The following is a 22,520-nucleotide window of genomic DNA, read 5'->3' on the forward strand; positions in this document are numbered from 1 at the left end:
TCGTATTTGATCTCTCGGCTTCTTCTGTCTTACCAATTCTTCAGTAAATCCGCGGCATCCGAAGCACTGCGGCCGCTCGATGAATACACGTCGTCAGATGCATCGCTCACAGTCTCAATAGCTTCAACAACTTCCACACTAATATCTACAGTATCTTCCGCGACACTCAAGCTCTCAACGGTCTCAACGGGCTTAATTGTCTCTTCATGATCCACTGTTCCCATTGTCTCAACCGCCTCAACGCTCTCAACTGTCTCAACGGTCTCAACCGCCTCAACCGCCTCAACCGTCTCATCATGCTCAACTACTTCAGCCATACTATCTTCCAAGCCAACCGCAATCTCTTCAGCCGCATCCGCGACTTCTTCCCGAGCTTGAGCAGCCGTCTCATTCTTTATCTCAACTGCTTCTGCGAGCAGTATACCGCTAAGCGCTGATCGCTCCCCCGCACTCAGACCCTCGTTCAACCTGTTGTTTGCCAGCTGTGCTGCAGCTGCATTTTCGCCGGACTCCTTCGTGCCGCCGGCAATGCTATGTATGAAAGCTCTTCCGCTCTCTCTTAGCGGATCTATATTATCTTTGGCGGTCTCCGTTGTTGCTATCACCTCAAATGTACCATCTGCCTCATCAGCCGACGGCTTTTCAATCGCGCGATAGCTGATTTTCTTCGGAATCGCCGGCACTTCGCCTTCTGCCAGATTGCGACGGTCGAAGCCGCTGCGGCGTTCCGGACCGTGATAGGGCAGAGTGGAGACGCGGCGATCTGCACCGGAGCGGCGCTCGGTCAGAGCGGGCTCGTCCTGATCCATTGCGCTGCTGCCTTGCAGCAAGCCGCCTTCTTCGATCGTTAGCGCTGCTGCCGTCATATTACCGTACAGCTTGCCTGTCGACATAATCGTAAGCTTGCCTGTAATCGTAACGTTGCCGTTCACTTGACCAGCCAGAACAACGTTATTAGCGGTTATATTCGAGACGGCAAAGCCGCTTTCTCCAAGAATGACGTCGCCTTCGCACGAAATATCGCCGCGCAGCTGGCCTTCCAGACGCAGGCTTCCCGCTGAACGAACGGTACCTTCTACGATGGTGCCTTCACCAATAAAGGTATCAGTCATTTTGGAGCTAATCTTGTCTTTTTTCCACTTGAACATCAGCTGAATTCCCCTTTATCGCCATTTTTAAATAAGGTCTTGGATCGACAGACTCGCCGCGTTTCATCACTTCAAAATGAAGATGAGGCCCTGTGCTTCTCCCCGATGAACCGACTTTGCCGATGACAACGCCCTGATGGATGCGGTCTCCGGTTTTCACTTCGATCCGGCTGAGATGAAAGTATCTCGTAGTTAGCCCCATCGCATGCGTAACGACGACATAATTGCCGCGCTCGCTCATTGTACCGGTATCGGACACGCGGCCGTCGGCTGCTGCAAATACGGGATCGCCCATATGCCCTGCAATATCAATCCCTTTATGTATGCCAGGCTCGCCGGAGAACGGATCCATCCGAACGCCGAAGAACGATGTAATTCGCTGCGATTGCGTCGGCCAGTACGTCGGCGTGACACGAAGCGTTTGGAGACGCTTCTGCGCTAGCTCCTTGGTAGAGGTCAACCGCTCCTTCAGATCGGTAATCTCACCGTCAAGCGAGTTTAAGACTGTGCTCGTATTGTGAGCCAGCTCCTCAAGCTCGTCATCTTGAATGGCCACATATTCGCCGCCGACGCCGTCTTCGGAAGGTTCAGCAGGGCCTGTTTCTTCTTCTGGAATGCCGACAAGTGACTTCACGTCGGATTCCAGCTTGTTCAGCTCCTCGATCCGCATCTCCACCGACTCCGCTTGCTGCGCAAGCTGGGCTAGTTCGACCTGCAGCTGCTTGATCGTGCCTTCTTTCATCGCTAGCTGCTTCGAATACGTCTCATTCGCTGTGGAGAGCTTACTATGAAGTTGGTCCAGCTGTCCGCGTGCATGATCATGCAGCATGTACAGCGTTGATGCTATAGCCATCAGCGCAACGAAGATGATTGGAAGCAGAACCAGGAGGATGGCGTGTACCCGAAAGCGCAGTACAGGGCGTGCGCCGTCCGGCAAGACAAGAAAAGTGAAATGCTTGCCCCTTGGAACTACAGATTTTTTCATGTCTACCTCCTATATCAATTTTCAAAGATGGTACTTCCCGCTCAAAAAATAAGCATATACGGATAGTTATCGGCGACATAGGACGAAAAACTTAGTTTTCGTAAAAAAGTCGAAAAAAAGGATTTTGTGCCGATATATAGAATAGAGTGATCGAACTTTGCTAGCTTTACTGAATGAACGGGGGATATTTCGTGATTAAACTCGCAGGCATTGACGTAGGAAACGATAGTGTAAAACTCGTTGTAGATGGTTCTTCTGAACCGATCGTAATACCTAGCATTCTCTCTCCCGGCTATGAGAGACATGTGTTCCAAGAAGAAGATTCTCCGCTTAAGGCGCTTGACGTGCGGGTATATAGCCCTAAGCTGAAGAAGAACAATCAGCGCTATTTCGTCGGGCTCCTGGCGATGGAGGATCAAGATAATTCCGAGCTGGAAGAGACGGACAACAAAGCGACCAGCGATCAAGCATTGATCGTCGCATTGACTGCGCTCGCATACGCAGGCTTGACGAGCCAGAACTATGAATCAGCAGAAGGCCAGTCCACGCAAGTCGTGGAATATGTCATCGGTACAGGACTTCCAGTGCGTACATATGCAGGCTTCCATAAAACGTTCGAAGAGCGTCTGGTCGGCGAGCATGAAGTGTCGTTCCTATCGACGCCGAAGCTGCGCGGCCGTACGATTCGCGTCATTATTAAACGTGCCGTCATCTCGATTGAAGGCGCAGCGGCACTGTTCCACATGGCGACGCACGACAACCTGTCGGTTCGCAATGAAGAGCTGTATTATGGCTGCATCGGCATCTGTGAGATGGGCGCGCTGACGACTGATTTTCCAGTCATTCGCCGGATGAGCATCGATAATCAGCACAGCACAGGCGAGCAGTTCGGTCTGGCGAGCTACCTCGATAACATTATCCGCGACGTGGAAGACCAATTCGGCCACCGGTTCCAAAGCCGGACAAAGCTTATTCAGCGGATTAAGACGCGCGATTATGTCATTCAGCGCATTGGCGAGGGGCAGGCGGATATCCGTCCGATCATCGACAACTACTTTACTCGCGCGGCGAACAAAGTGGTTGATCTGATCCTAAAGCGTTGGAAGAAGAATCCGGACATTCAATGCTTCTATGTACTCGGCGGCGGCGCTGTCGCACTGCGCGATTACATTAACGAAGCGGCAGGCAACGTGCGTCTTCGTTTCGTGACGGAGAGCGAATTCCAGAACGTGTACGGTTATTTGAAGCTTGCGCGGAATAAGCAGAACCAAGCGCTTGCAGCACAGCAGCAAACAGCTGCATCGAGCGAGCCGCAGCAATAATAAGCAAATTAAAAAGCATGGGGCCTGGGGGCTCCATGCTCTTTTTTTAGGGAAGTATTAGCATTGAGACGATCGTTAAACGTTTTCATATTTAATAGCATTTTAAAATGTCAACGTCTGTCCTCTTCTCGTGCTTCTTGTCGCCTTGACTGTCCCATACCGCCTATATATAATTGACACAATGATTTGAGGGAGGACTCCAAAAAGTGAATAAGCCAAATGAAATGATCGTCGTTCTTGATTTCGGCGGACAGTACAACCAGTTGATTGCAAGACGTATCCGCGATTTAGGCGTATACAGCGAATTGCTGCCCTACAATACCTCGGTAGAACGGATCCGCGAGCTGCAGCCGAAAGGCATCGTGTTCTCGGGTGGACCGGCAAGTGTATATGAGGAGAATTCGCCGCTTGTAGATCCTGCGATTTATGATCTGGGACTGCCGATCTTCGGCATCTGCTACGGCATGCAGCTGATCTCGCATCAGCTGGGCGGTAAAGTTGAGCGCGCAGGCAAGCGCGAGTACGGCAAAGCTGATGTTGCATTCGTATCGGGCAGCGACCTCGTGCATGGCCTCGATTCGAGCCAAACGGTATGGATGAGCCACGGCGATCACGTAACGGAGCTGCCAACAGGCTTCCGCGTTGATGCGAGCACGGACCATGCGCCAATTGCGGCGATGAGCCACCCGGATCGCAAGGTGTTCGCGGTGCAATTCCACCCGGAGGTGCGCCACTCCGTTCAAGGTAACGAAATGATCCGCAACTTCCTCTACAATGTGTGCGGCTGTGAAGGCAATTGGAGCATGAGCACGTTCATCGACGATACGATTCGCGATATCCGCGCGCAAGTCGGCAATGGCAAAGTGCTTTGCGCATTGTCCGGCGGCGTTGATTCGTCCGTCGTTGCGATTCTTCTTCACAAAGCGATCGGCGATCAGCTGACATGTATGTTCATCGACCACGGCTTGCTGCGTAAGGGCGAGGCGGAGAGCGTAATGGAGACGTTCGTCGGCAAGTTCGATATGAAAGTCGTGAAGATCGATGCGAGCGAGCGTTTCCTTGGCAAGCTGCAAGGCGTCGACGATCCGGAGCAGAAGCGCAAAATCATCGGCAACGAGTTCATCTACGTGTTCCAAGAAGAGTCCGCGAAGTTCGATGACTTCGAATTCCTCGCACAAGGCACGCTGTATACGGATATCGTAGAGAGCGGCACGGCAACCGCACAAACGATCAAGTCGCACCACAACGTTGGCGGCTTGCCTGAAGATATTAAGTTCAAGCTTGTTGAGCCGCTGAAGGCGCTCTTCAAGGATGAAGTTCGTAAAGTCGGCGAAGAATGCGGACTTCCGGAAGCGATCGTATGGCGTCAGCCGTTCCCGGGTCCGGGTCTTGCGATCCGTGTACTTGGCGAAGTAACGGAGGACAAGCTGAAGATCGTCCGTGAGTCGGATGCGATCCTTCGTGATGAGATTGCAAAAGCTGGCCTCGACCGTGAAATTTGGCAGTACTTCACAGCATTGCCGAACATGAAGAGCGTTGGCGTTATGGGTGACGCGCGTACGTACTCGTACACCGTCGGCATCCGCGCGGTTACTTCCATCGACGGCATGACAGCGGACTGGGCGCGTATCCCATGGGACGTACTCGAGAAAATCTCGGTTCGTATCGTCAACGAAGTGGACAACGTTAACCGTATCGTGTACGACGTAACGTCCAAGCCGCCTGCGACGATCGAGTGGGAATAGGTTAGAAACGATAATTGCTCTCTTCCGTTTGCAGCATTTGCAAATGGAAGGGGGCAATTTTTTTTAGCTATTCTTTGGTTTCTATATCCATAGCTATGAGATAAAATTCGATATGAACGCATTCATCAATTGTTATCGAATATGACTCTAGCGGAGGGCTAAATGGTGAGTAAAAGTAAACGCAGTATTCTGGTTCGTAGAGTGGGTATAGCTGCTATGATTGTAGCGGGAATGACGGTCGCGGCAGGTGCGGGGGCGTACGCTGCAACGAAAATGACGTTGTTCGTGAATGGCCAGAAATCAGCAGTAGAACCCGTAATCATGAAAGGTGTTACCTACGTTCCAATCCGCTCCGCTGCTGAGATGCTCGGCGCTAACGTGAACTACAACGCCGCTTCGAATTCCGTCACGATTGCCAGCAAATCCGGCAATGTCGGCAATGCAGCGGTCGCTTCGGTTAATGGCGTCACCATTACGAAGAACCAGCTGTACGATGCGATGGTTGCAGTCGGCGGCAAGCAGACTTTGGACAACCTTATTCAGGACGAGCTAGTTAAGCAAGAAGCGAAGAAGAAAGGAATCGTCATTACTGACAAGGATGTAGATGCGGAGATTGCGAAGATCAAGAAGCAGTTTCCTACCGAAGCGGACTTTCAATCTGCCTTGCAGCAAGCGGGCATGACGCTCGACGATTTGAAGAAACAAACCCCGGCGCAGCTTCGCATTACCAAACTTGTGGAGCCAAGCGTGAAGGTGACGGATGCGGATGTGAAACAATATTTTGAGCAAAATAAAGAACAATATGATCAACCTGAACAGGTGAAAGCATTGCATATTCTGGTCGCAACGAAAGAAGAAGCGGATGAAATTCTGAAGCAGCTGAATGCAGGGGCAGACTTTGCCAAGCTGGCGGAAGAAAAGTCGCTCGATACAGGCAGCAAGGACGCTGGCGGCGATCTTGGTTATTTCGGTAAAGGAACAATGGTCGCTGAGTTTGAGCAAGCCGCGTTCTCGCTTAAGGTTGGCGAGCTGAGTGAACCGGTGAAGACGCAGTTTGGCTACCACATTATCAAGGTGACGGACCATAAAGCCGCGAAGGCTGCAACGCTCGATCAATATCAGGCCGAAATCAAGGAAACGCTCACTCGCCAGAAGATTTCCGAGCTTGCTGCGACATGGCTTGAAGATTTAAAGGCGAAGGCGAATATTTCGAATACGCTTACGGAAAAGTAAATGTAGGCAGCAAAATGGCATTCGGCGCAAACTTTTTTTGCCTTATGTCAGCTATTCTTTCATTTGTTACAGCCTTTCCCATTGACAGCGGAATCAGTTAGTCGCTATTATGTTCAAGGAATCATTATAAACAAACACAAACAGCATATTTTTTTCGTATAATCTCAAGAATCGGCTTGAGAGTCTCTACGAGGTCACCGTAAATGACCTGTCTACGAAGAAGCAAGACGATTTATGGCGCGCGAACGGTCCATTCGCCTGCGTTACGTCTTGTTTTGCGTGGAGTCTAGATAGAGCAAAAGCCGGTCATCACTGATGATCGGCTTTTTTTTATTCTAGAATCCTGTTTGTTCTGACACATTTTTTGGGGAGGGTATTATCAAAAATGGATAGTTTCTTTCGACTGAAGGAACGCGGAACAAATGTAAGGACAGAGATTATGGCGGGCCTTACAACTTTTATGACGATGGCATATATTCTTGCCGTCAACCCGGGTATTCTGGGCAATGCAGGACTTGATACTTACTCGGTATTCTTGGCAACGGCACTCGCAGGCGGTATTTTTACGGCAGCAATGGGCTTGTTCGCAAACTTCCCGGTAGCACTCGCGCCTGGTATGGGACTTAACGCGTACTTCGCGGCTACGGTACTCGCTTCGAAAGCAACGAACACGCCGATTTCACCATCGGTTGGACTAACAGCCGTATTCATTTCCGGTATTATCTTCTTCATCCTGACGATTACACAAATTCGTCAGCTTCTCATCGTAGCTGTTCCTGACAGCTTGAAGCACTCGATTACAGTTGGTATCGGTCTGTTCATCACGATTATCGGTCTGAAGAACAGCGGCGTCATGACGATTGGCGTAGAGAATACAGTAACGGACATCCCTAAAGGTGTATTCACCGATGTTCTTGGTTTTGAATCCGTGTTCCATATGGGCAGCCTGGAAAGCCCAGACGTTTACTTGACGCTGATCGGCGTTCTGCTTATCGCGATTCTATTGGTGCTTCGCGTACCGGGCGCCATTCTGTTCGGTATTATCGGCGTAACGATCATCGCAATCATCACGGGCAACGTTGATGTTGCTGCTACATTGAAAGGCCAATCGTGGAGCCCGGACTTCAGCAAAGGCAACTTCTGGGACTTCGACTTCAAAGGCGCTTTCGATACAGGTTTGATCTCCATCATCGCAACGTTCACATTCGTTGAGTTGTTCGATACATTCGGTACACTCGTTGGTACTGCGAACCGTGCGGGCTACATGAAAGACCCTGAGAAGGGCAAGAAGCTTGTCGGTAAAGCAATGCTCGTTGACGCTGTCGGCGTTAGCGGCGGCGCAATCCTTGGTACAAGCACAGTTACAGCATTCGTTGAGAGCTCCGCAGGTATCGCGCAAGGCGGACGTACAGGTCTTACTGCGGTAACGACTGGCGTAGCGTTCTTGGCTGCATTGTTCCTGTGGCCGGTCATCTCGTTGATCCCGGGCTCTGCTACTGCAGCGGCACTGATCATCGTAGGTGTTCTGATGGTTCAATCGATCAAAGAAATCGACTTCCAAGACCTTGTCTATGGTATTCCTTCGTTCTTGACGATCGCGCTGATGCCATTCACGTACAACATCGCTAACGGTGTTTCGTTCGGTATCGTATCGTACGTTGTTCTTGCAACAGCTGGCAATCTAGTGGGCAAGAAGGGCAGCTACAAAGTGCACTGGCTCATGTGGGTGCTCGCGATTCTGATCGTCGCACGTTACGCGTTTATCGGCAGCCAAGGCTAAGGCAAACGTAGGCTTAAGTTAAAATAGAGAGAAAAAAAGGACAGCGCTGGACCGGCGCTGTCCTTTTTATTTTGCGCTAAGCGCGATACACTCCGTACTTGATCATATCGAGGTAATCATCGATTTCCTTCATCAGCTTCTCTTCAGCGCCGATAAACGGGTGAGGCTGCCCTTTATGCAGCTGCAAATATTTCATCGACAATGCGTTCAAAGTGAGCGTGACCAGGCTGAATACCTTCTCTGGCGTAATGCCTTCACGCAGCGGCACCGTTTTGAGCAGATCGCCCTTGTAGATCATTTCCAGCATCTTCGGCGTCGTAAACCTCGATTGAAAGTCGGCAATGAGCTTCTCGATTTCCGCTTCGACGGCTTTCGGCGGGTGGCTGATAACGCGCTGCGTAATTTCTGTTTCTTGATGGTACTGCAGCGTGACGCGCTGCTTCGCGAGCACGATCTCCTTGATCCGGTCGAAGAAATCCGTCGTCTCAATTGCATCGACCGCCTGCAGCGATTTCTCGATCAACACTTCCATCGCATGATGGACGACGGCGAGATAGAGGTTCTTCTTGCTTTTGAAATAATGAAACAAAATGCCTTTCGATATGCCGGCTCGCGCCGTAATGGTATCGGTGGACGTATTCGTGTAGCCGTTGCTGGCGAATTCCTCGATACAGATCGTCATGATAAGCTCCTGCTTCTCTTCAGGCAGCTTGGCGAAGGCGGGATACACAGCTTACACCTCAGTTCATAGGGGCTAGACCGTAATGTCTTTCCTACTATAATACCAGTGCCCTGCCAATACGCAACCGACGATGACGACAGCCATAATCGTGATGTATTGCGGATCGAAGTCGTTCTCGGTTATTATCGTCGCCGCTTCGGCATACTTAAAGGGACTGACATATTTCAGAAAGCTGAACGTGTCCGAGACGCCCGCGATAATGCTGAAGAAGTACATAATGAACACGAGTGCGAGCGAAGAAGAGACGACGGTTCTTGTTCGTTTCACAATGGTGGAAATGAGAAAAGCGACGCTAGCGAACGTCAGATGCATCAGAACGACCGCTGATTCCAGCAAGAAGAAGGTGGAGTAGGAGACGTCCGCGCCTTTGGTGAATTGAAACCCGATGATGCTGGCTAGCACAATGACGATGTTGAAGATCAAGACGTTTGTGAACACGGCAGCCCATTTCTCCGTAATAATCTGCTGTCTTGTGAACGGCTTCGCGAGCAGAAACTCAATCGTCTTCTCGCCTTGTTCCTTCGCGACAATATTCGATGCAAGCATAGCGGCAAAAATACTTCCGAGCAGCGTATTCATCAAATGAATCTCGATCCCATAGAACCCAAGCGCCGTGCCCATCGTGAGCCGATCCATCCCGAACGCTTTCTTCATACCCTCGGGCATGGAGCTCATCATTTCATCGAGACTATGCTGCTGCTTCGCCATCTCTGGGAAGATGCTCAAATACAGCAAAATGATCGCGGCTATTATAATGCTCCAAATAATGAGGCTCCGCAGGTTTCGTTTAAATTCTCTTCTAAACAGCATGCGCCATAACCCCCTTATTCTTTCTCATAATAATGAATGAAGATTTCTTCAAGCGACGGTTCCTCGATGAGGATATCGTTAAAAGGCGCGTCTGCGATTGCAGCAACAAGCTTCTTCATATCGCCGCCGTACAGCAGCTTCAGATGTGTACCGGCAGTCTCTTGCTTGATGACGCCGCTTAATGCAGACAGGTTGATTGCAGCTGGATTTGATGCGGTCAGCGTTACGTTCTTCAGGTTGTTTTTGAGCAAATTTTCGACGGATTCGACTTTAATCAGTGCCCCTTCTTTAATAATGGCCACGCGATCGCACATCTTCTGCACCTCGCTGAGGATGTGGGACGAGAAGAAGATCGTCGTTCCTTTGCTCCGCTCCTCCTTCAGCAGCTCGAAGAACGTGTTCTGCATAAGCGGGTCGAGCCCGCCGGTCGGTTCGTCGAGGATGAGCAGCTTCGGCTCATGCAGCAAAGCTTGGACGATGCCGACCTTCTTGCGGTTGCCGAACGAGAGGTCCTCGATTTTGCGGGTTGTATCGAGATCGAGCCGCTCCGACAGCTCATGAATGCGTCCCAGATTCTTATAATGATGGAAGGATGCCGAATAGCGAAGCAGGTCGATCACTTTCATGTCGTCGTAGTAGAAAATCTCCGAAGGCAGGTAGCCGATCTGTTGGCGAATGGCTTTGGCCTGCTTCACGATGTCTTTGCCGAAGATCGTCGCATTTCCGGAGGTGGGGAAAATAAAGTTCAGCAGCGTACGGATCGTCGTGCTCTTGCCGGCGCCGTTCGGACCGATGAAGCCGAATACTTCGCCTTCCTCGATTGAGAAGGTGATATTCGAGATCCCGCGGCTTTTGCCGTAGGTTTTGGTTAGCTGCTTGATGTCCACGATAGGTTGGGTCACGCGGATTGGCCTCCTTTAGAGGATTAATGATATAGATTGACTAACGAGTCAATGTGATTGTAATCCTCGTTGACTGACGAGTCAATAGTCATTTTGGTTCGTGGAGAACAGGTTGTCAGTTCCGTCAATTCCGATTGGGATTACCGAAAGAGTGTGTCAAAATACGAACTTTTAAAGTCAATTATTATTTAATGTTCGTGTTTTCGCGTTGACATTTGGTGGTGGGCTTGTTAAACTACTAATAGTTAATACGCTAAAATTAAATCATACACACACTCGTATATACTCGGGAATCAGGCCTGAGAGTATCTACCCGGAAACCTTAATTTTCGGACTACGAGCCTAAGCTGGAAGGAAACAGGTTGCCGCTATTATGGGGCAGCCTGATGTTGTCTTACTGCCCGTGTTTGCCAATATTTAGTTATGGATATCGGTGCCGGGCGCGAGACTGCTTTCCGCTATGGTCTTAAAGTCCCGAAGCCTTCCGGTCATGGAATGTGTGCTTTGGGACTTTTTTATATCAACAAGATGTCGTTACCAACACGAGTATCCTATCTCCTCTTAAGAAAAGGTGGTCATTAGCAAATGTCAGTTGAAGTGGGCGTCATTATGGGCAGCAAGTCGGATTGGGAAACAATGAAACTGGCCTGCGACGTTCTGGATGAGCTGCAAATCCCTTACGAGAAGAAGGTTGTCTCGGCTCACCGGACACCTGATCTGATGTTCGAATACGCAGAGACTGCCGCAGCCCGCGGTTTGAAAGTGATTATTGCGGGAGCAGGCGGCGCTGCGCATCTGCCCGGCATGGTCGCTGCGAAGACGATCTTGCCGGTCATTGGCGTGCCTGTGAAGTCCTCGAATTTGAACGGTCTTGATTCGCTGCTGTCGATCGTCCAGATGCCAGGCGGCATTCCGGTAGCGACGGTCGCGATCGGCAATGCAGGCGGAACGAATGCCGGCCTGTTGGCAGGGCAAATGATCGGAGCTTTTAACCCGGACGTGCAAGCACGCGTACAAGCCCGCCGCGATCGGATTCAGCGAGAAGTGCTGGAAAGCAGTGAGACGCTATGAGCGGGGGAAAGGCAGGTAACGGTAAAGGGCGGGTAATTCTTCCCGGCGCTACGGTCGGTATTCTGGGCGGCGGCCAGCTCGGCCGGATGATGGCGAATGCGGGAAGCGCGATGGGGTATCGGTTCGTCGCGCTGGATCCGACGCCGGATGCGCCGACCGGACAGGTCGCGCAGCAGATCGTGGCAGCGTACGATGACAAGGGCGCGGCCAGAGAGCTGGCGCAGCGCGCGGATGTCATCACGTACGAGTTCGAGAATGTCGACGCAGGCGTTGCGGCGATGCTCATGGAAGAATCGTATGTGCCGCAAGGCAGCGAGCTGCTCTATACGACGCAGCATCGCTTGCGCGAGAAGCGAGCGATCGAAGCGGCAGGCGTGAAGGTCGCGCCGTACGCGGAGGTGCGAAGCAGCGATGAGCTTCGCGAAGCGGCGGGCCGGTTCGGACTGCCGTGCGTGCTGAAGACCGCGACTGGCGGGTATGACGGCAAAGGCCAGTGGGTCATCCGCAGCGCGGACGAGATTGAAGAAGCGTTCGAGACATTGAAGCGCGCGGGAACGGATCTGGTGCTGGAGCAGTTCATTCGCTTCAGCAAGGAGCTGTCCGTCATTGCGGCGAGAAGCACGCAAGGCGAGATTCGCACATTCCCAGCTGCGGAGAATGTCCATGTCGATAATATTTTGCATCTGTCGATCGTGCCTGCACGGATCGACGAGGCGCTGCAGCGCGAAGCGGAAGTGCTTGCGGCTCGCATCGCTGAAGGGCTCGGCGTCGTCGGCTTGATCGCGGTTGAGCTGTTCCTGACTGAAGACGGCGAGCTGCTCGTGAACGAGCTGGCGCCGCGTCCGCACAACAGCGGCCACTACACGATGGAAGCTTGCCGGACCTCGCAGTTCGAGCAGCATGTGCGCGCGATATGCGGATTGCCGCTCGGCGACACGTCGCTCCTGACGCCGGTCGTTATGGTGAATGTGCTCGGCGAGCACGTTGCGCCGCTGCTGGATCTAGTCGCGAAGCCGGATGCTAGCGCAGAACGCCTCGGCGTCGCGCCTAAAATTCATTTATATGGGAAACATGAAGCCAAACATAAACGGAAAATGGGTCATGTCAACGTGCTTGCCGCGAATGTGGATGAGGCGCTGGCGTGGATTTCCGAAACGAACACTTGGAGGGTTTAAAGTAGATGTTAGATCGTTACAGCAGACCGGAAATGAGAGCAATTTGGACGGAAGAGAACAAATTCAAAGCATGGCTCGAGGTTGAGCTTTGCGCATGCGAGGCTTGGGTAGAGCTTGGCGTTATCCCGCGCGAAGATGTTGAGGCGCTTCGCGAGAATGCAACATTCAACATCGACCGCATCAACGAGATCGAATTGGAAACTCGCCACGACGTTATCGCGTTCACGCGCGCGGTATCCGAGACAGTCGGTCCTGAGCGCAAATGGGTACATTACGGCCTGACGTCTACTGATGTCGTAGACACAGCAATGGGCTATCTGCTTCGCCAAGCGAACGAGATTCTGGAGAAGGACATTACGAACTTCATCGAGATCCTTCGCGGTCAAGCGGTTGTTTATAAAGATACAGCAATGATGGGCCGTACGCACGGCGTTCATGCTGAGCCTACGACATTCGGTCTGAAGCTGGCACTGTGGTACGAGGAAATGAAACGCAACCTGGAGCGCTTCCGCCATGCGGCAAACGGCGTTCAATTCGGCAAAATCTCCGGTGCGGTCGGTACGTACGCGAACATCGATCCATTCGTAGAAGAGTTCACTTGCAAGAAGCTCGGCATCTCGCCGGCTCCGATCTCGACGCAAACGCTGCAGCGTGACCGTCATGCGGAGTATGTAGGTACACTCGCGCTGATTGCAACATCGCTCGATAAGTTCGCTACTGAAATTCGCGCTTTGCAGAAGAGCGAATTCCGTGAAGTGGAAGAGCCGTTCGCGAAGGGGCAAAAGGGCTCGTCGGCTATGCCGCACAAGCGCAACCCGATCGGCTGCGAGAACATCTCCGGTCTGTCCCGCGTTATCCGCGGTCACATGCTGACTGCGTACGAGAACGTAACGCTGTGGCATGAGCGCGACATCAGCCACTCGTCGGCAGAGCGCGTGATCTTGCCGGACTCGACGATGCTGCTCAACTACATGTTGAACCGCCTCGGCAACATCATCAAGAACCTGCAAGTGTTCCCTGAGAACATGAAGCGCAATATGCAGCGTACGTTCGGCGTGCCGTTCTCCGGCCGCGTCATGACGAAGCTGATCGATAAAGGCCTTAGCCGCGAGCAAGCGTACGACACTGTACAACCGCGCGCGATGCAAGCATGGGAAGAACAGCGCCAATTCCGCGACATCATCGAAGCGACGCCGGAGATTACGGCGCATCTGTCGGCTGAGGAAATCGCAGATGCGTTTAACCCGGCTTGGCATCTGAAGCACGTTGATACGATTTTCAGACGATTGGAATTGATCTAAGGGCATGACTGCGCATGCATGAACGTCCTCCGATCGCTGTTGTACCTGGAATTCCTTTGAACAGTAAGTGATTAGAGGTAGGAATTCTTGTACAAAGGCGCAAATGACGTGCGTAGCTTAGGCAACGCACATCATTTCGCCTAGGCGAACGCTAGCGCTTCTTCGGACCGTTCATGCCTGCTCCGTCACTCAACCTTAAGATCAACTGCAAAACTGAAACCTGCAACAAAATCAATACCAAGCCTAAAGGAGAGGGAACAGGAATGACACAAGCGTTGTCCACGGCTGTGGGATATGTGAAAGCGCCGCTGCTTTATAAAGGCAAAGTGCGTGAGCTGTACGATCTTGGCGAGCATTTTCTGATCGTCGTAACGGATCGCATCAGCGCGTTCGATTATGTGCTTGATCCGGCCGTGCCGGAGAAAGGGAACGTGCTGAACCGATTGTCGGCGTTCTGGTTTGAGCAAACGGCTGAGATGATGCCGAATCATATTGTACACACTGACGTGTACAAGCTTGGCGACCTCGTGACTGAGCCTGAGCTGCTGAAGAACCGCATCATGGTTTCGAAGAAAGCCGAGCGAATCGATATTGAATGTGTCGTTCGCGGCTATATCACCGGAGGCGGCTGGAGACAATATACAAAAACTTCGGCAATTAACGGCATCGAGCTTCCAGCGGGACTTCGCAAGAACGAACGCTTCGAGAAGCCGATCTTCACGCCGGCTGCGAAGAACGATGTCGGCCATGACGAAGACATTCCTTTCGAACGGATGAAAGAGATGGTTGGCGCTGAATTGGCTGAAGAGCTTCGCGACAAGAGCATTGCGCTCTATGAATTCGCTGCGGCGCGCTGCGAAGAGCGCGGCATCATCCTCGCGGATTGCAAATTCGAATTCGGACTTATCGATGGCAAAGTCATCCTGATCGACGAGATCTTCACGCCGGACTCCTCGCGTTTCTGGGCTAAAGACAAGTTCGCCTACGACGTCGAGATCGACAGCATGGACAAAGAACCGGTTCGCACGTATCTTCTTGGTTCCGACTGGGACAGAGACAGCAAACCAGATCCATTGCCGCAAGCGGTTGTCGAAGAAACAACAAATCGTTACCTAGCTATCTACAAGGCGTTGACGGGCGAGGACTTGTAAGCCACTCTCGCGTTCTATAGTGGATTTATCCAATAGAGAACGGCATTTATAGCTCAAATCGCATCCTATAATGGAAAAATCCACTCATTTCTGCTCGAAAAAGCCCTTTTGGCCTGTTTTGAACGAAAATGAATGGATAAATCCAATATAGCCAAGCAAAATCGCTGAATTTGCACAAAATGTGTGGATTTATCCAATATAGCCGGTGACCCAGCAAGCGTATCACGCACTCGGAGCCAGAACGGCACGAAGTGCCGTTCAAGTAACAAGGACTCGTGAGCGAGGCAAGATGGCTCGATCACAAGAAACCCGCGAGCCAAGCAAAGATGGCTCGCACCATATAAATCAGGCGATGCAAGAGGCGGCGAATAGCCCCGCGAAGCGAGCCCATGATGCTCCCAAGAGCATCATGGAGAAATGTTTCAAGAAGTTACCGCAAGTAATTGTTCAAAGTTTCCGTTCGTTCAACAGCGACGTAGTCCAACATACCCGCGTTTTGCGAAGCTATTCCAACCCCAATTTCACATTTTCCAGGAGGCGACCCCCCAATGAAGGCTAAAGTCTACGTAACAATCAAACAAAACGTGCTCGACCCGCAAGGCAGCGCAGTACAAGGCGCATTGCATTCCATGGGCTTCGATGAAGTCGGCAAAGTTCGTATCGGCAAATTTCTGGAGCTCAACCTGAGCACATCGGATCGCACGGAAGCAGAAGCGCGCCTGACGGCAATGTGCGAGAAGCTGCTGGCGAACACGGTTATTGAAGACTACCGTTTTGAATTGGAGGGATAAACGATGAAGTTCGCGGTACTCGTTTTTCCAGGTTCCAACTGCGATATCGACTGCTACAAAGCAGTCGAAGACACAATCGGCCAATCCGTTGACTACGTATGGCACACAGCGACTGACTTGTCCGCTTACGATGCCATTCTCGTTCCCGGCGGCTTCTCTTACGGCGACTACCTGCGCTGCGGCGCAATCGCTCGTTTTGCCCCTGTAATGAGCGAAGTGGTCAAAGCTGCCGAGCAAGGCAAGTTCATTCTCGGCATCTGCAACGGATTCCAAATCTTGACTGAAGCTGGCCTGCTGCCTGGCGCACTTCGCCGCAACAACGGCATGAAGTTCATTTGCGCTCAAACGCAGCTTGAGGTCGTTAACAATACATCTGCTTTCACTGGCGAATACAACAAAGGTGAAATCATCGATATTCCAATCGCGCACGGCGAAGGCAACTACTACTGTGATGAGGAAACACTGGCACAGTTGAAGAAGAACAACCAGATCGTGTTCCGTTACGCGGGCGATACGAACCCGAACGGCTCGATCGAGAACATTGCAGGGATCTGCAACGAGCGCGGCAACGTCGTTGGCATGATGCCTCACCCGGAGCGCGCCGTAGATGAAATTCTCGGCTCGGCGGACGGCAAACGGATGTTTACATCGATTTTGAATGCATGGAGGGAACAACATGGCGCAGCAGTTAACGGCTAAGGAGCCAACAGCAGAACAAATCGCGGATCAGCGTATCTACACGCAGTTCGGCGTGACAGATTATGAATATGAGCTCGTTTGCGGTTTTCTAGGCCGTAAGCCGAACTACACGGAGATCGGCGTGTTCAGCGTCATGTGGTCCGAGCATTGTTCCTATAAGAATTCGAAGAAGATCCTGAAGAAGTTCCCGATCGATGGACCGAAGGTTCTGATGGGACCGGGCGAAGGCGCGGGTATTGTGGATATCGGCGATAACCAAGCAGTCGTGTTCAAGATCGAATCGCATAACCATCCATCCGCGGTTGAGCCGTACCAAGGCGCAGCAACAGGGGTTGGCGGCATTATCCGTGACATTTTTTCGATGGGCGCGCGTCCTGTAGCTCTTCTGAACAGCTTGCGTTTCGGCAACTTGGAAAATGCACGCGTGAAGTATCTGTTCGAGAACGTGGTTAGCGGTATCGCTGGTTATGGTAACTGTATCGGTATCCCGACAGTTGCGGGCGAAGTGATGTTCGACGAGAGCTACGAGGGTAATCCGCTCGTTAACGCTATGTGCGTCGGTCTGATCGATCATGACAAGATCCAACGCGGCGTTGCAAAAGGTGTAGGTAACCCGGTGTTCTACGTTGGTCCAGCAACGGGCCGTGACGGTATCCATGGTGCGACATTCGCATCGGTTGAGCTTTCCGAGGAATCCGAAGAGAAGCGTACAGCGGTACAAGTGGGCGATCCGTTCATGGAGAAGCTCGTTATGGAAGCAACGCTTGAGCTGATCAATGCCGGCATCGTAGTCGGTATTCAAGATATGGGTGCAGCAGGTCTGACTTGCTCCAGCGCAGAGATGGCATCCAAAGCCGGCAACGGCCTTGAGCTCTACCTCGACGAAGTGCCGCAGCGTGAAGAAGGCATGACGCCTTACGAAATGATGCTGTCCGAGTCGCAGGAACGTATGCTGTTCGTCGTTGAGCCGCAGCATGAAGCACAGGCGCAAGAGATTTTTGACCGTTGGGGCATTATCTGCGTGAAGGTGGGTAAAGTGACGGACGATGGCCGTCTGCGCCTGTTCCACAAAGGCGAAGAAGTGGCGAATATGCCGGTGAAAGCGCTCGTTGACGAGTGCCCGATGTATGACAAACCATCCGCCGAGCCAGCGTACTACGCGGCTAACGGTGCAATTGATACTACAGCTTATCCAGAAGTAACTGACCTGACTGGCGCGCTTAAGCAAGTGCTGGCTTCTCCGACAGTAGCGAGCAAAGAGTGGGTCTACAACCAATACGACTACATGGTTCGCACGAGCACAGCTGTTCAACCGGGTTCTGATGCAGCAGTTGTAACGATCCGCGGTACTCGCAAAGCACTTGCGATGACTACGGACTGCAACGGCCGTTACGTATACCTCGATCCGGAGGTTGGCGGACGTATTGCGGTTGCGGAAGCGGCTCGTAACATCGTTTGCTCCGGCGCCGAACCGCTTGCGATTACGGACAACCTGAACTTCGGTAACCCGGAGAAGCCGGAAGTGTTCTGGCAAATCGAGAAGGCAGCAGACGGTATTTCCGAAGCTTGCCGTACGCTCGATACGCCGGTTATCGGCGGTAACGTCAGCTTGTACAACGAGAATGCCAAAGGCGCGATCTACCCGACGCCGGTTATCGGTATGGTTGGTCTCGTTCACGACATTGATCATATTACGACTCAAGGCTTCAAAGCTGAGGGCGATGTCATCATCCTCGCAGGCGAAACGAAGCATGAGATGGGCGGCAGCGAGCTGCAATACGTGCTGAGCGGCAAGAGCGAAGGACGTCCTCCGCAAATCGACCTGGCAACAGAGAAGATGCTGCTTGACGGCGTGCTTGGCGCAATTCGCGAAGGTTATGTCGCTTCGGCGCATGACTTGTCCGAGGGCGGCCTTGCAGCAGCGCTTGCGGAATCGGCAATCAGCGGCAAGCTTGGCGCTGAAGTGAATGTAGAGACAAGCCTGCGCGCGGATGCGGCGCTGTTCAGCGAATCGCAATCCCGTATTCTGCTCTCGGCGAAGCCGGAGCAGGCAGCAGAGCTGACGAACTACCTAACGGCTCACGGGGTTCCGAATGCCGTTATCGGTAAGGTTGGCGGCAAAGACGTTGTTGCTTCGGTTAACGGCAAACCGGGCATCAATGCCAGCATTGCAGAATTGGAACAGGTTTGGAAGGATGCGATTCCATGTCTGATGAAATAAAACAGCTGCCGAAGCTGTGGACTGGCGATCACTATAACGAAGGCATTGGCCGGGACGATATTTTTGATAAATTGCGTGAGGAGTGCGGCGTATTCGGGGTGTTCGGCATCCCGGATGCGTGCTCGCTCGGTTACTACGGTCTACACGCGCTGCAGCATCGCGGCGAAGAAAGCTCTGGCATGGCTTCGGTTGAATCCGAAACCGGCAAGTTCTCCTACCACCGCGGCATGGGCCTCGTGAAGGAAGTGTTCGACCAGAAGACGCTGGACGGTCTCCCAGGCGACCGCGTCATCGGTCACGTTCGTTACTCTACTGCAGGCGAGAGCAAGCTGGCGAATGCGCAGCCGCTCATCTTCAAGTATCGCGACGGCGATCTTGCCGTAGCGACGAACGGTAATATCGTGAACGCGCCATCGATCCGTGAAGAACTCGAACGTTCAGGCTCAATCTTCCAAACGTCAAGCGACACGGAAGTTATCGCGCATTTGATCGCTCGATCGAGCAAGGATTTTGTCAGTGCGGCAAAGGATGCGCTGCAGCGGCTTATTGGCGGCTTCGCTTTCCTTCTGATGACCAACGACAAGCTTGTCGTCGCGTCGGATCCGAATGGCTTGCGCCCGCTCGTAATGGGCAAGCTGGCTGGCGGATATGTGTTTGCATCGGAAACTTGCGCGCTTGAAACATGCGGCGCGGAGTACGTACGCGATGTGCAGCCTGGCGAGATGCTGGTGCTCGATCGTGACGGACTCCGTGAAGATCGCTTCGATCAGCTGGAGCGCCGCGCGACTTGCGCGATGGAATATATTTATTTTGCCCGCCCGGACAGCGACATCAACGGCATCAACCTGCACTCGGCTCGCAAAAGAATGGGTCAGCGCCTGGCGCTCGAAGCATTCATCGATGCGGACGTTGTAACTGGCGTGCCGGATTCGTCGATTTCGGCGGCAATCGGTTACGCGGAGCAGACGGGTATCCCGTACGAGCTCGGCTTGATCAAGAACAAGTACACCGGCCGTACCTTCATTCAGCCTTCGCAAGAGCTTCGCGAGAAGGGCGTGAAGATGAAGCTGTCCGCCGTGCGCAAAGTCGTCGAGGGCAAGCGCGTCGTCATGATCGATGACTCGATCGTGCGCGGTACGACAAGCCTTCGCATCGTGAACCTGCTTCGCGAAGCGGGCGCGACTGAAGTGCATGTGTGCATCACGTCGCCTCCGTTCAAGAACCCTTGCTACTACGGCATCGATACGCCGGACCGCAAGGAACTGATCGCTTCGCAGAAGTCGGTCGAGGAGATTCGCGCGGCAATCAATGCGGATTCGCTGCATTTCTTGAGCCACGATGGTTTCATTGAAGCGGTAGGCGGCAATGACGGCGAGTACAACCGCGGCATGTGCCTGGCTTGCTTCGATAATGATTATCCGACGCCGGTTGATCCGACTTCGGAGAAGAGCTGCAGCTGCTAGTTAGGTGAGTGCGTATGGCCTGCGGCTGATATGAGTTTCCAATCGCTGTTGTACCTAGAATTTCCTTGAACAATAAGTGATTAGAGGTAGAAATTCCTGTACAAAGGCGACCGCTGACGCTTTTCCAACTTCATATCAGCCTTCGTCCTCCTCCTCACCTCGGGGTATAAGAACAGATTATTCAACCGTCGTTTACCCGACTGGTTGGCATATAAAGTGATAAGGCAAAGGACGAAACCTTTGCAAAAAACCATTAAGGAGTGACTATCGTGTCAGAAGCTTATAAACAAGCCGGCGTCGATATTGCGGCGGGTAATGAAGCAGTCGAACGGATGAAGAAGCACGTGAAGAAGACGTTCCGTCCGGAAGTGCTGACGGATCTTGGCGGTTTCGGCGCGCTGTTCGGTCTGAACAAAGACAAGTATGAGGAGCCGGTGCTTGTTTCGGGTACTGACGGTGTAGGCACGAAGCTGAAGATCGCTTTCGCGATGGATAAGCATGACACGATCGGTATCGACGCCGTTGCGATGTGCGTGAACGATATCGTGGTACAAGGCGCGGAGCCGCTCTTCTTCCTCGACTACCTCGCTTGCGCAAAGGTAGAGCCGGAGAAGATCGAAGCGATCATCAAAGGCATTTCCGACGGCTGCGTGCAGTCCGGCTGCGCATTGATCGGCGGCGAAACGGCTGAAATGCCGGGCATGTACCAAGGCGACGAGTATGATATTGCTGGTTTCACGGTCGGCATCGTAGATAAGAAGAAAATCATCGACGGCAAGAGCATCCAGCCGGGCGACGTGGTGCTTGGCCTCGCATCGAGCGGCATTCACAGCAACGGCTTCTCGCTCGTTCGCCGTTTGCTGCTTGATCAAGCTGGCTATAGCTTGAACGATTCGCTTCCTGAGCTGGAAGGCAAGAAGCTTGGCGATGTCGTCATCGAACCGACTCGCATCTATGTGAAATCGGTGCTGGAGCTGATCAACCGCGTAACGGTGAAAGGCATGGCGCACATCACAGGCGGCGGCTTCATCGAGAACATTCCGCGCGTGCTGCCGGAAGGCGTGAACGTGGACATCGAGATGGGCTCATGGCCGATCCAACCTATCTTCAAGCTGATGCAGGCTCAAGGCAGCATCTCCGACCGTGACATGTTCACAACGTTCAACATGGGCGTTGGCATGGTCGTCGTCGTTGGCGCTGAACAAGCTGAGGAAGCGCTTCGCGCGGCTCAAGAGCTTGGCGAAGATGCGTATATCATCGGCAAAGTGACTTCGGGCAACAAGATCGTCACGTTCGGAGGCGCCGAGCTGTAATGACGGACGGGAACTCGCGGCTGCGCATCGCCGTATTTGCATCCGGCAACGGGGGCAATTTTCAGGCGCTTGCCGAAGCAGTCCGCGAGGAAGCGTTCCCCGCAGAGATCGCGCTGCTCGTATGCGACAAGCCGGCGGCGAAGGTCGTGCAGCGCGCTGAGGCGCTGGACGTCAAGGCATATCTTTTCGACCCGAAGTCGTATGCTTCCCGCGAAGCTTGCGAAGAAGAGATTGTCGGCCTCCTGCGACGGGAAGGCATTGATCTGATCGTGCTTGCCGGGTACATGCGGATCATTACCGACGTGCTCGTGAAGCCCTACTATGGGCGCATCATTAACGTGCACCCGGCGCTTCTGCCTGCTTTTCCGGGTGTGCGAGGCGTTCGTCAGGCGCTGGAATACGGCGTCAAGGTGACGGGTGTAACCGTCCACTTCGTGGATGGCGGCATGGACACGGGGCCGATCATGATGCAGCAGGCGGTCGAAGTCCAAGACGACGATACGGAAGAAACGCTCGGCGAGCGAATCCATGCGGTGGAGCACGAGCTGCTGCCGCTGGCGGTCCGCTCAATTGCTGAAGGACGCGTCGCGCTGGACGGACGCAAGGTTACGGTAAGAAGCGGCGGCTAGTTCCGCGCGAAGACGGGATACGAGAAAGGACGAAGAACG

19 protein-coding genes and 2 riboswitches are annotated in these 22,520 nt (G+C 52.8%); of the genes, 14 read left to right on the forward strand and 5 right to left on the reverse strand.

The features are described 5' to 3' along the window. Nucleotides 1–29: 29 nt before the first annotated feature. Nucleotides 30–1,148 carry a bactofilin family protein gene (locus A8990_RS31790; protein WP_220376784.1) on the reverse strand — a complete coding sequence of 373 codons (1,119 nt, stop codon included), beginning with the start codon at nt 1,146–1,148 and terminating at the stop codon, nt 30–32. After that, nucleotides 1,120–2,133 carry a peptidoglycan DD-metalloendopeptidase family protein gene (locus tag A8990_RS07060; protein WP_116188312.1) on the reverse strand — a complete coding sequence of 338 codons (1,014 nt, stop codon included), beginning with the start codon at nt 2,131–2,133 and terminating at the stop codon, nt 1,120–1,122. Before A8990_RS07060 ends, A8990_RS31790 begins: the two co-directional genes overlap by 29 nt. A 191-nt stretch (nt 2,134–2,324) precedes the next feature. Between A8990_RS07060 and A8990_RS07065 the strand changes: the two genes are divergently transcribed. The 4 genes from A8990_RS07065 to A8990_RS07080 all read left to right on the forward strand — a co-directional run bounded on the left by A8990_RS07065 (nt 2,325) and on the right by A8990_RS07080 (nt 8,213). After that, nucleotides 2,325–3,455, forward strand: coding sequence for a ParM/StbA family protein (locus A8990_RS07065; RefSeq protein ID WP_116188313.1), 1,131 nt, complete (start codon nt 2,325–2,327; stop codon nt 3,453–3,455). Between the two features lie 206 nt (nt 3,456–3,661). Further along, entirely contained in the window at nt 3,662–5,200 is a 1,539-nt protein-coding gene (guaA, locus tag A8990_RS07070; RefSeq protein WP_116188314.1) for a glutamine-hydrolyzing GMP synthase, read from the forward strand. 165 nt (nt 5,201–5,365) lie between these two features. Then, the gene (locus tag A8990_RS07075; protein ID WP_245995877.1) at nt 5,366–6,433 is read left to right on the forward strand and encodes a peptidylprolyl isomerase; all 1,068 of its coding nucleotides are present in this window, start codon (nt 5,366–5,368) and stop codon (nt 6,431–6,433) included. A 134-nt stretch (nt 6,434–6,567) separates the two neighbouring features. Then, nucleotides 6,568–6,668: riboswitch (purine riboswitch) on the forward strand. Between the two features lie 150 nt (nt 6,669–6,818). Beyond that, entirely contained in the window at nt 6,819–8,213 is a 1,395-nt protein-coding gene (locus A8990_RS07080) for an NCS2 family permease (RefSeq protein WP_116188316.1), read from the forward strand. A gap of 76 nt (nt 8,214–8,289) precedes the next feature. Here A8990_RS07080 and A8990_RS07085 read toward each other — a convergent pair whose 3' ends face one another. The 3 genes from A8990_RS07085 to A8990_RS07095 are packed head-to-tail and all read right to left on the reverse strand — an operon-like array spanning nt 8,290 to nt 10,667. Beyond that, nucleotides 8,290–8,943 (reverse strand): TetR/AcrR family transcriptional regulator, encoded by a 654-nt coding sequence (locus tag A8990_RS07085; protein ID WP_116188317.1) that lies wholly within the window; start codon nt 8,941–8,943, stop codon nt 8,290–8,292. A gap of 24 nt (nt 8,944–8,967) precedes the next feature. Beyond that, nucleotides 8,968–9,765, reverse strand: a complete 798-nt coding sequence (locus A8990_RS07090) for an ABC transporter permease subunit (protein WP_116188318.1) — start codon at nt 9,763–9,765, stop codon at nt 8,968–8,970. 14 nt (nt 9,766–9,779) lie between these two features. Beyond that, a complete protein-coding gene (locus A8990_RS07095) occupies nt 9,780–10,667 on the reverse strand; it encodes an ABC transporter ATP-binding protein (protein WP_245995878.1) in 888 nt (295 codons plus the stop codon). Nucleotides 10,668–10,923: 256 nt separating this feature from the next. After that, a riboswitch (purine riboswitch) is annotated at nt 10,924–11,024 on the forward strand. 228 nt (nt 11,025–11,252) lie between these two features. Here A8990_RS07095 and purE point away from each other — a divergent pair. The 10 genes from purE to purN all read left to right on the forward strand — a co-directional run bounded on the left by purE (nt 11,253) and on the right by purN (nt 22,481). Then, nucleotides 11,253–11,738: a 5-(carboxyamino)imidazole ribonucleotide mutase gene (gene purE, locus A8990_RS07100; RefSeq protein WP_116188319.1), complete on the forward strand. Its 486-nt coding sequence runs from the start codon at nt 11,253–11,255 to the stop codon at nt 11,736–11,738. Continuing rightward, entirely contained in the window at nt 11,735–12,913 is a 1,179-nt protein-coding gene (gene purK, locus A8990_RS07105) for a 5-(carboxyamino)imidazole ribonucleotide synthase (protein ID WP_116188320.1), read from the forward strand. The genes purE and purK overlap by 4 nt, the downstream gene beginning before the upstream one ends. Before the next feature lie 5 nt (nt 12,914–12,918). Further along, nucleotides 12,919–14,214: an adenylosuccinate lyase gene (gene purB / locus A8990_RS07110; protein WP_116188321.1), complete on the forward strand. Its 1,296-nt coding sequence runs from the start codon at nt 12,919–12,921 to the stop codon at nt 14,212–14,214. Between the two features lie 263 nt (nt 14,215–14,477). After that, nucleotides 14,478–15,365 (forward strand): phosphoribosylaminoimidazolesuccinocarboxamide synthase, encoded by an 888-nt coding sequence (locus tag A8990_RS07115; protein WP_116188322.1) that lies wholly within the window; start codon nt 14,478–14,480, stop codon nt 15,363–15,365. Between the two features lie 548 nt (nt 15,366–15,913). Further along, nucleotides 15,914–16,156 carry a phosphoribosylformylglycinamidine synthase subunit PurS gene (gene purS, locus A8990_RS07120; protein WP_090582867.1) on the forward strand — a complete coding sequence of 81 codons (243 nt, stop codon included), beginning with the start codon at nt 15,914–15,916 and terminating at the stop codon, nt 16,154–16,156. 3 nt (nt 16,157–16,159) lie between these two features. Next, entirely contained in the window at nt 16,160–16,855 is a 696-nt protein-coding gene (gene purQ, locus A8990_RS07125; protein WP_116188323.1) for a phosphoribosylformylglycinamidine synthase subunit PurQ, read from the forward strand. Further along, nucleotides 16,833–19,076, forward strand: a complete 2,244-nt coding sequence (gene purL, locus A8990_RS07130) for a phosphoribosylformylglycinamidine synthase subunit PurL (RefSeq protein WP_116188324.1) — start codon at nt 16,833–16,835, stop codon at nt 19,074–19,076. Before purQ ends, purL begins: the two co-directional genes overlap by 23 nt. Next, on the forward strand, nt 19,061–20,539 hold the full coding sequence (purF, locus tag A8990_RS07135) for an amidophosphoribosyltransferase (RefSeq protein ID WP_116188416.1): 1,479 nt from the start codon (nt 19,061–19,063) through the stop codon (nt 20,537–20,539). Before purL ends, purF begins: the two co-directional genes overlap by 16 nt. A 269-nt stretch (nt 20,540–20,808) precedes the next feature. Further along, the gene (gene purM / locus A8990_RS07140; RefSeq protein ID WP_116188325.1) at nt 20,809–21,852 is read left to right on the forward strand and encodes a phosphoribosylformylglycinamidine cyclo-ligase; all 1,044 of its coding nucleotides are present in this window, start codon (nt 20,809–20,811) and stop codon (nt 21,850–21,852) included. Further along, nucleotides 21,852–22,481 carry a phosphoribosylglycinamide formyltransferase gene (gene purN / locus A8990_RS07145; protein WP_116188326.1) on the forward strand — a complete coding sequence of 210 codons (630 nt, stop codon included), beginning with the start codon at nt 21,852–21,854 and terminating at the stop codon, nt 22,479–22,481. Before purM ends, purN begins: the two co-directional genes overlap by 1 nt. Nucleotides 22,482–22,520: the final 39 nt, after the last annotated feature.

The organism is Paenibacillus taihuensis, assembly GCF_003386535.1.
GTDB lineage: Bacteria > Bacillota > Bacilli > Paenibacillales > Paenibacillaceae > Paenibacillus_Z > Paenibacillus_Z taihuensis.

Coding starts and splice junctions, on each gene's coding strand:
- purS (WP_090582867.1), top strand. CDS start 15,914: ATGAAGGCTAAAGTCTACGTAACAATCAAACAAAACGTGCTCGACCCG.
- A8990_RS07080 (WP_116188316.1), top strand. CDS start 6,819: ATGGATAGTTTCTTTCGACTGAAGGAACGCGGAACAAATGTAAGGACA.
- A8990_RS31790 (WP_220376784.1), bottom strand. CDS start 1,148: ATGTTCAAGTGGAAAAAAGACAAGATTAGCTCCAAAATGACTGATACC.
- purF (WP_116188416.1), top strand. CDS start 19,061: ATGTCTGATGAAATAAAACAGCTGCCGAAGCTGTGGACTGGCGATCAC.
- purN (WP_116188326.1), top strand. CDS start 21,852: ATGACGGACGGGAACTCGCGGCTGCGCATCGCCGTATTTGCATCCGGC.
- purK (WP_116188320.1), top strand. CDS start 11,735: ATGAGCGGGGGAAAGGCAGGTAACGGTAAAGGGCGGGTAATTCTTCCC.
- purE (WP_116188319.1), top strand. CDS start 11,253: ATGTCAGTTGAAGTGGGCGTCATTATGGGCAGCAAGTCGGATTGGGAA.
- purL (WP_116188324.1), top strand. CDS start 16,833: ATGGCGCAGCAGTTAACGGCTAAGGAGCCAACAGCAGAACAAATCGCG.
- purB (WP_116188321.1), top strand. CDS start 12,919: ATGTTAGATCGTTACAGCAGACCGGAAATGAGAGCAATTTGGACGGAA.
- A8990_RS07090 (WP_116188318.1), bottom strand. CDS start 9,765: ATGCTGTTTAGAAGAGAATTTAAACGAAACCTGCGGAGCCTCATTATT.
- purQ (WP_116188323.1), top strand. CDS start 16,160: ATGAAGTTCGCGGTACTCGTTTTTCCAGGTTCCAACTGCGATATCGAC.
- A8990_RS07060 (WP_116188312.1), bottom strand. CDS start 2,133: ATGAAAAAATCTGTAGTTCCAAGGGGCAAGCATTTCACTTTTCTTGTC.
- A8990_RS07115 (WP_116188322.1), top strand. CDS start 14,478: ATGACACAAGCGTTGTCCACGGCTGTGGGATATGTGAAAGCGCCGCTG.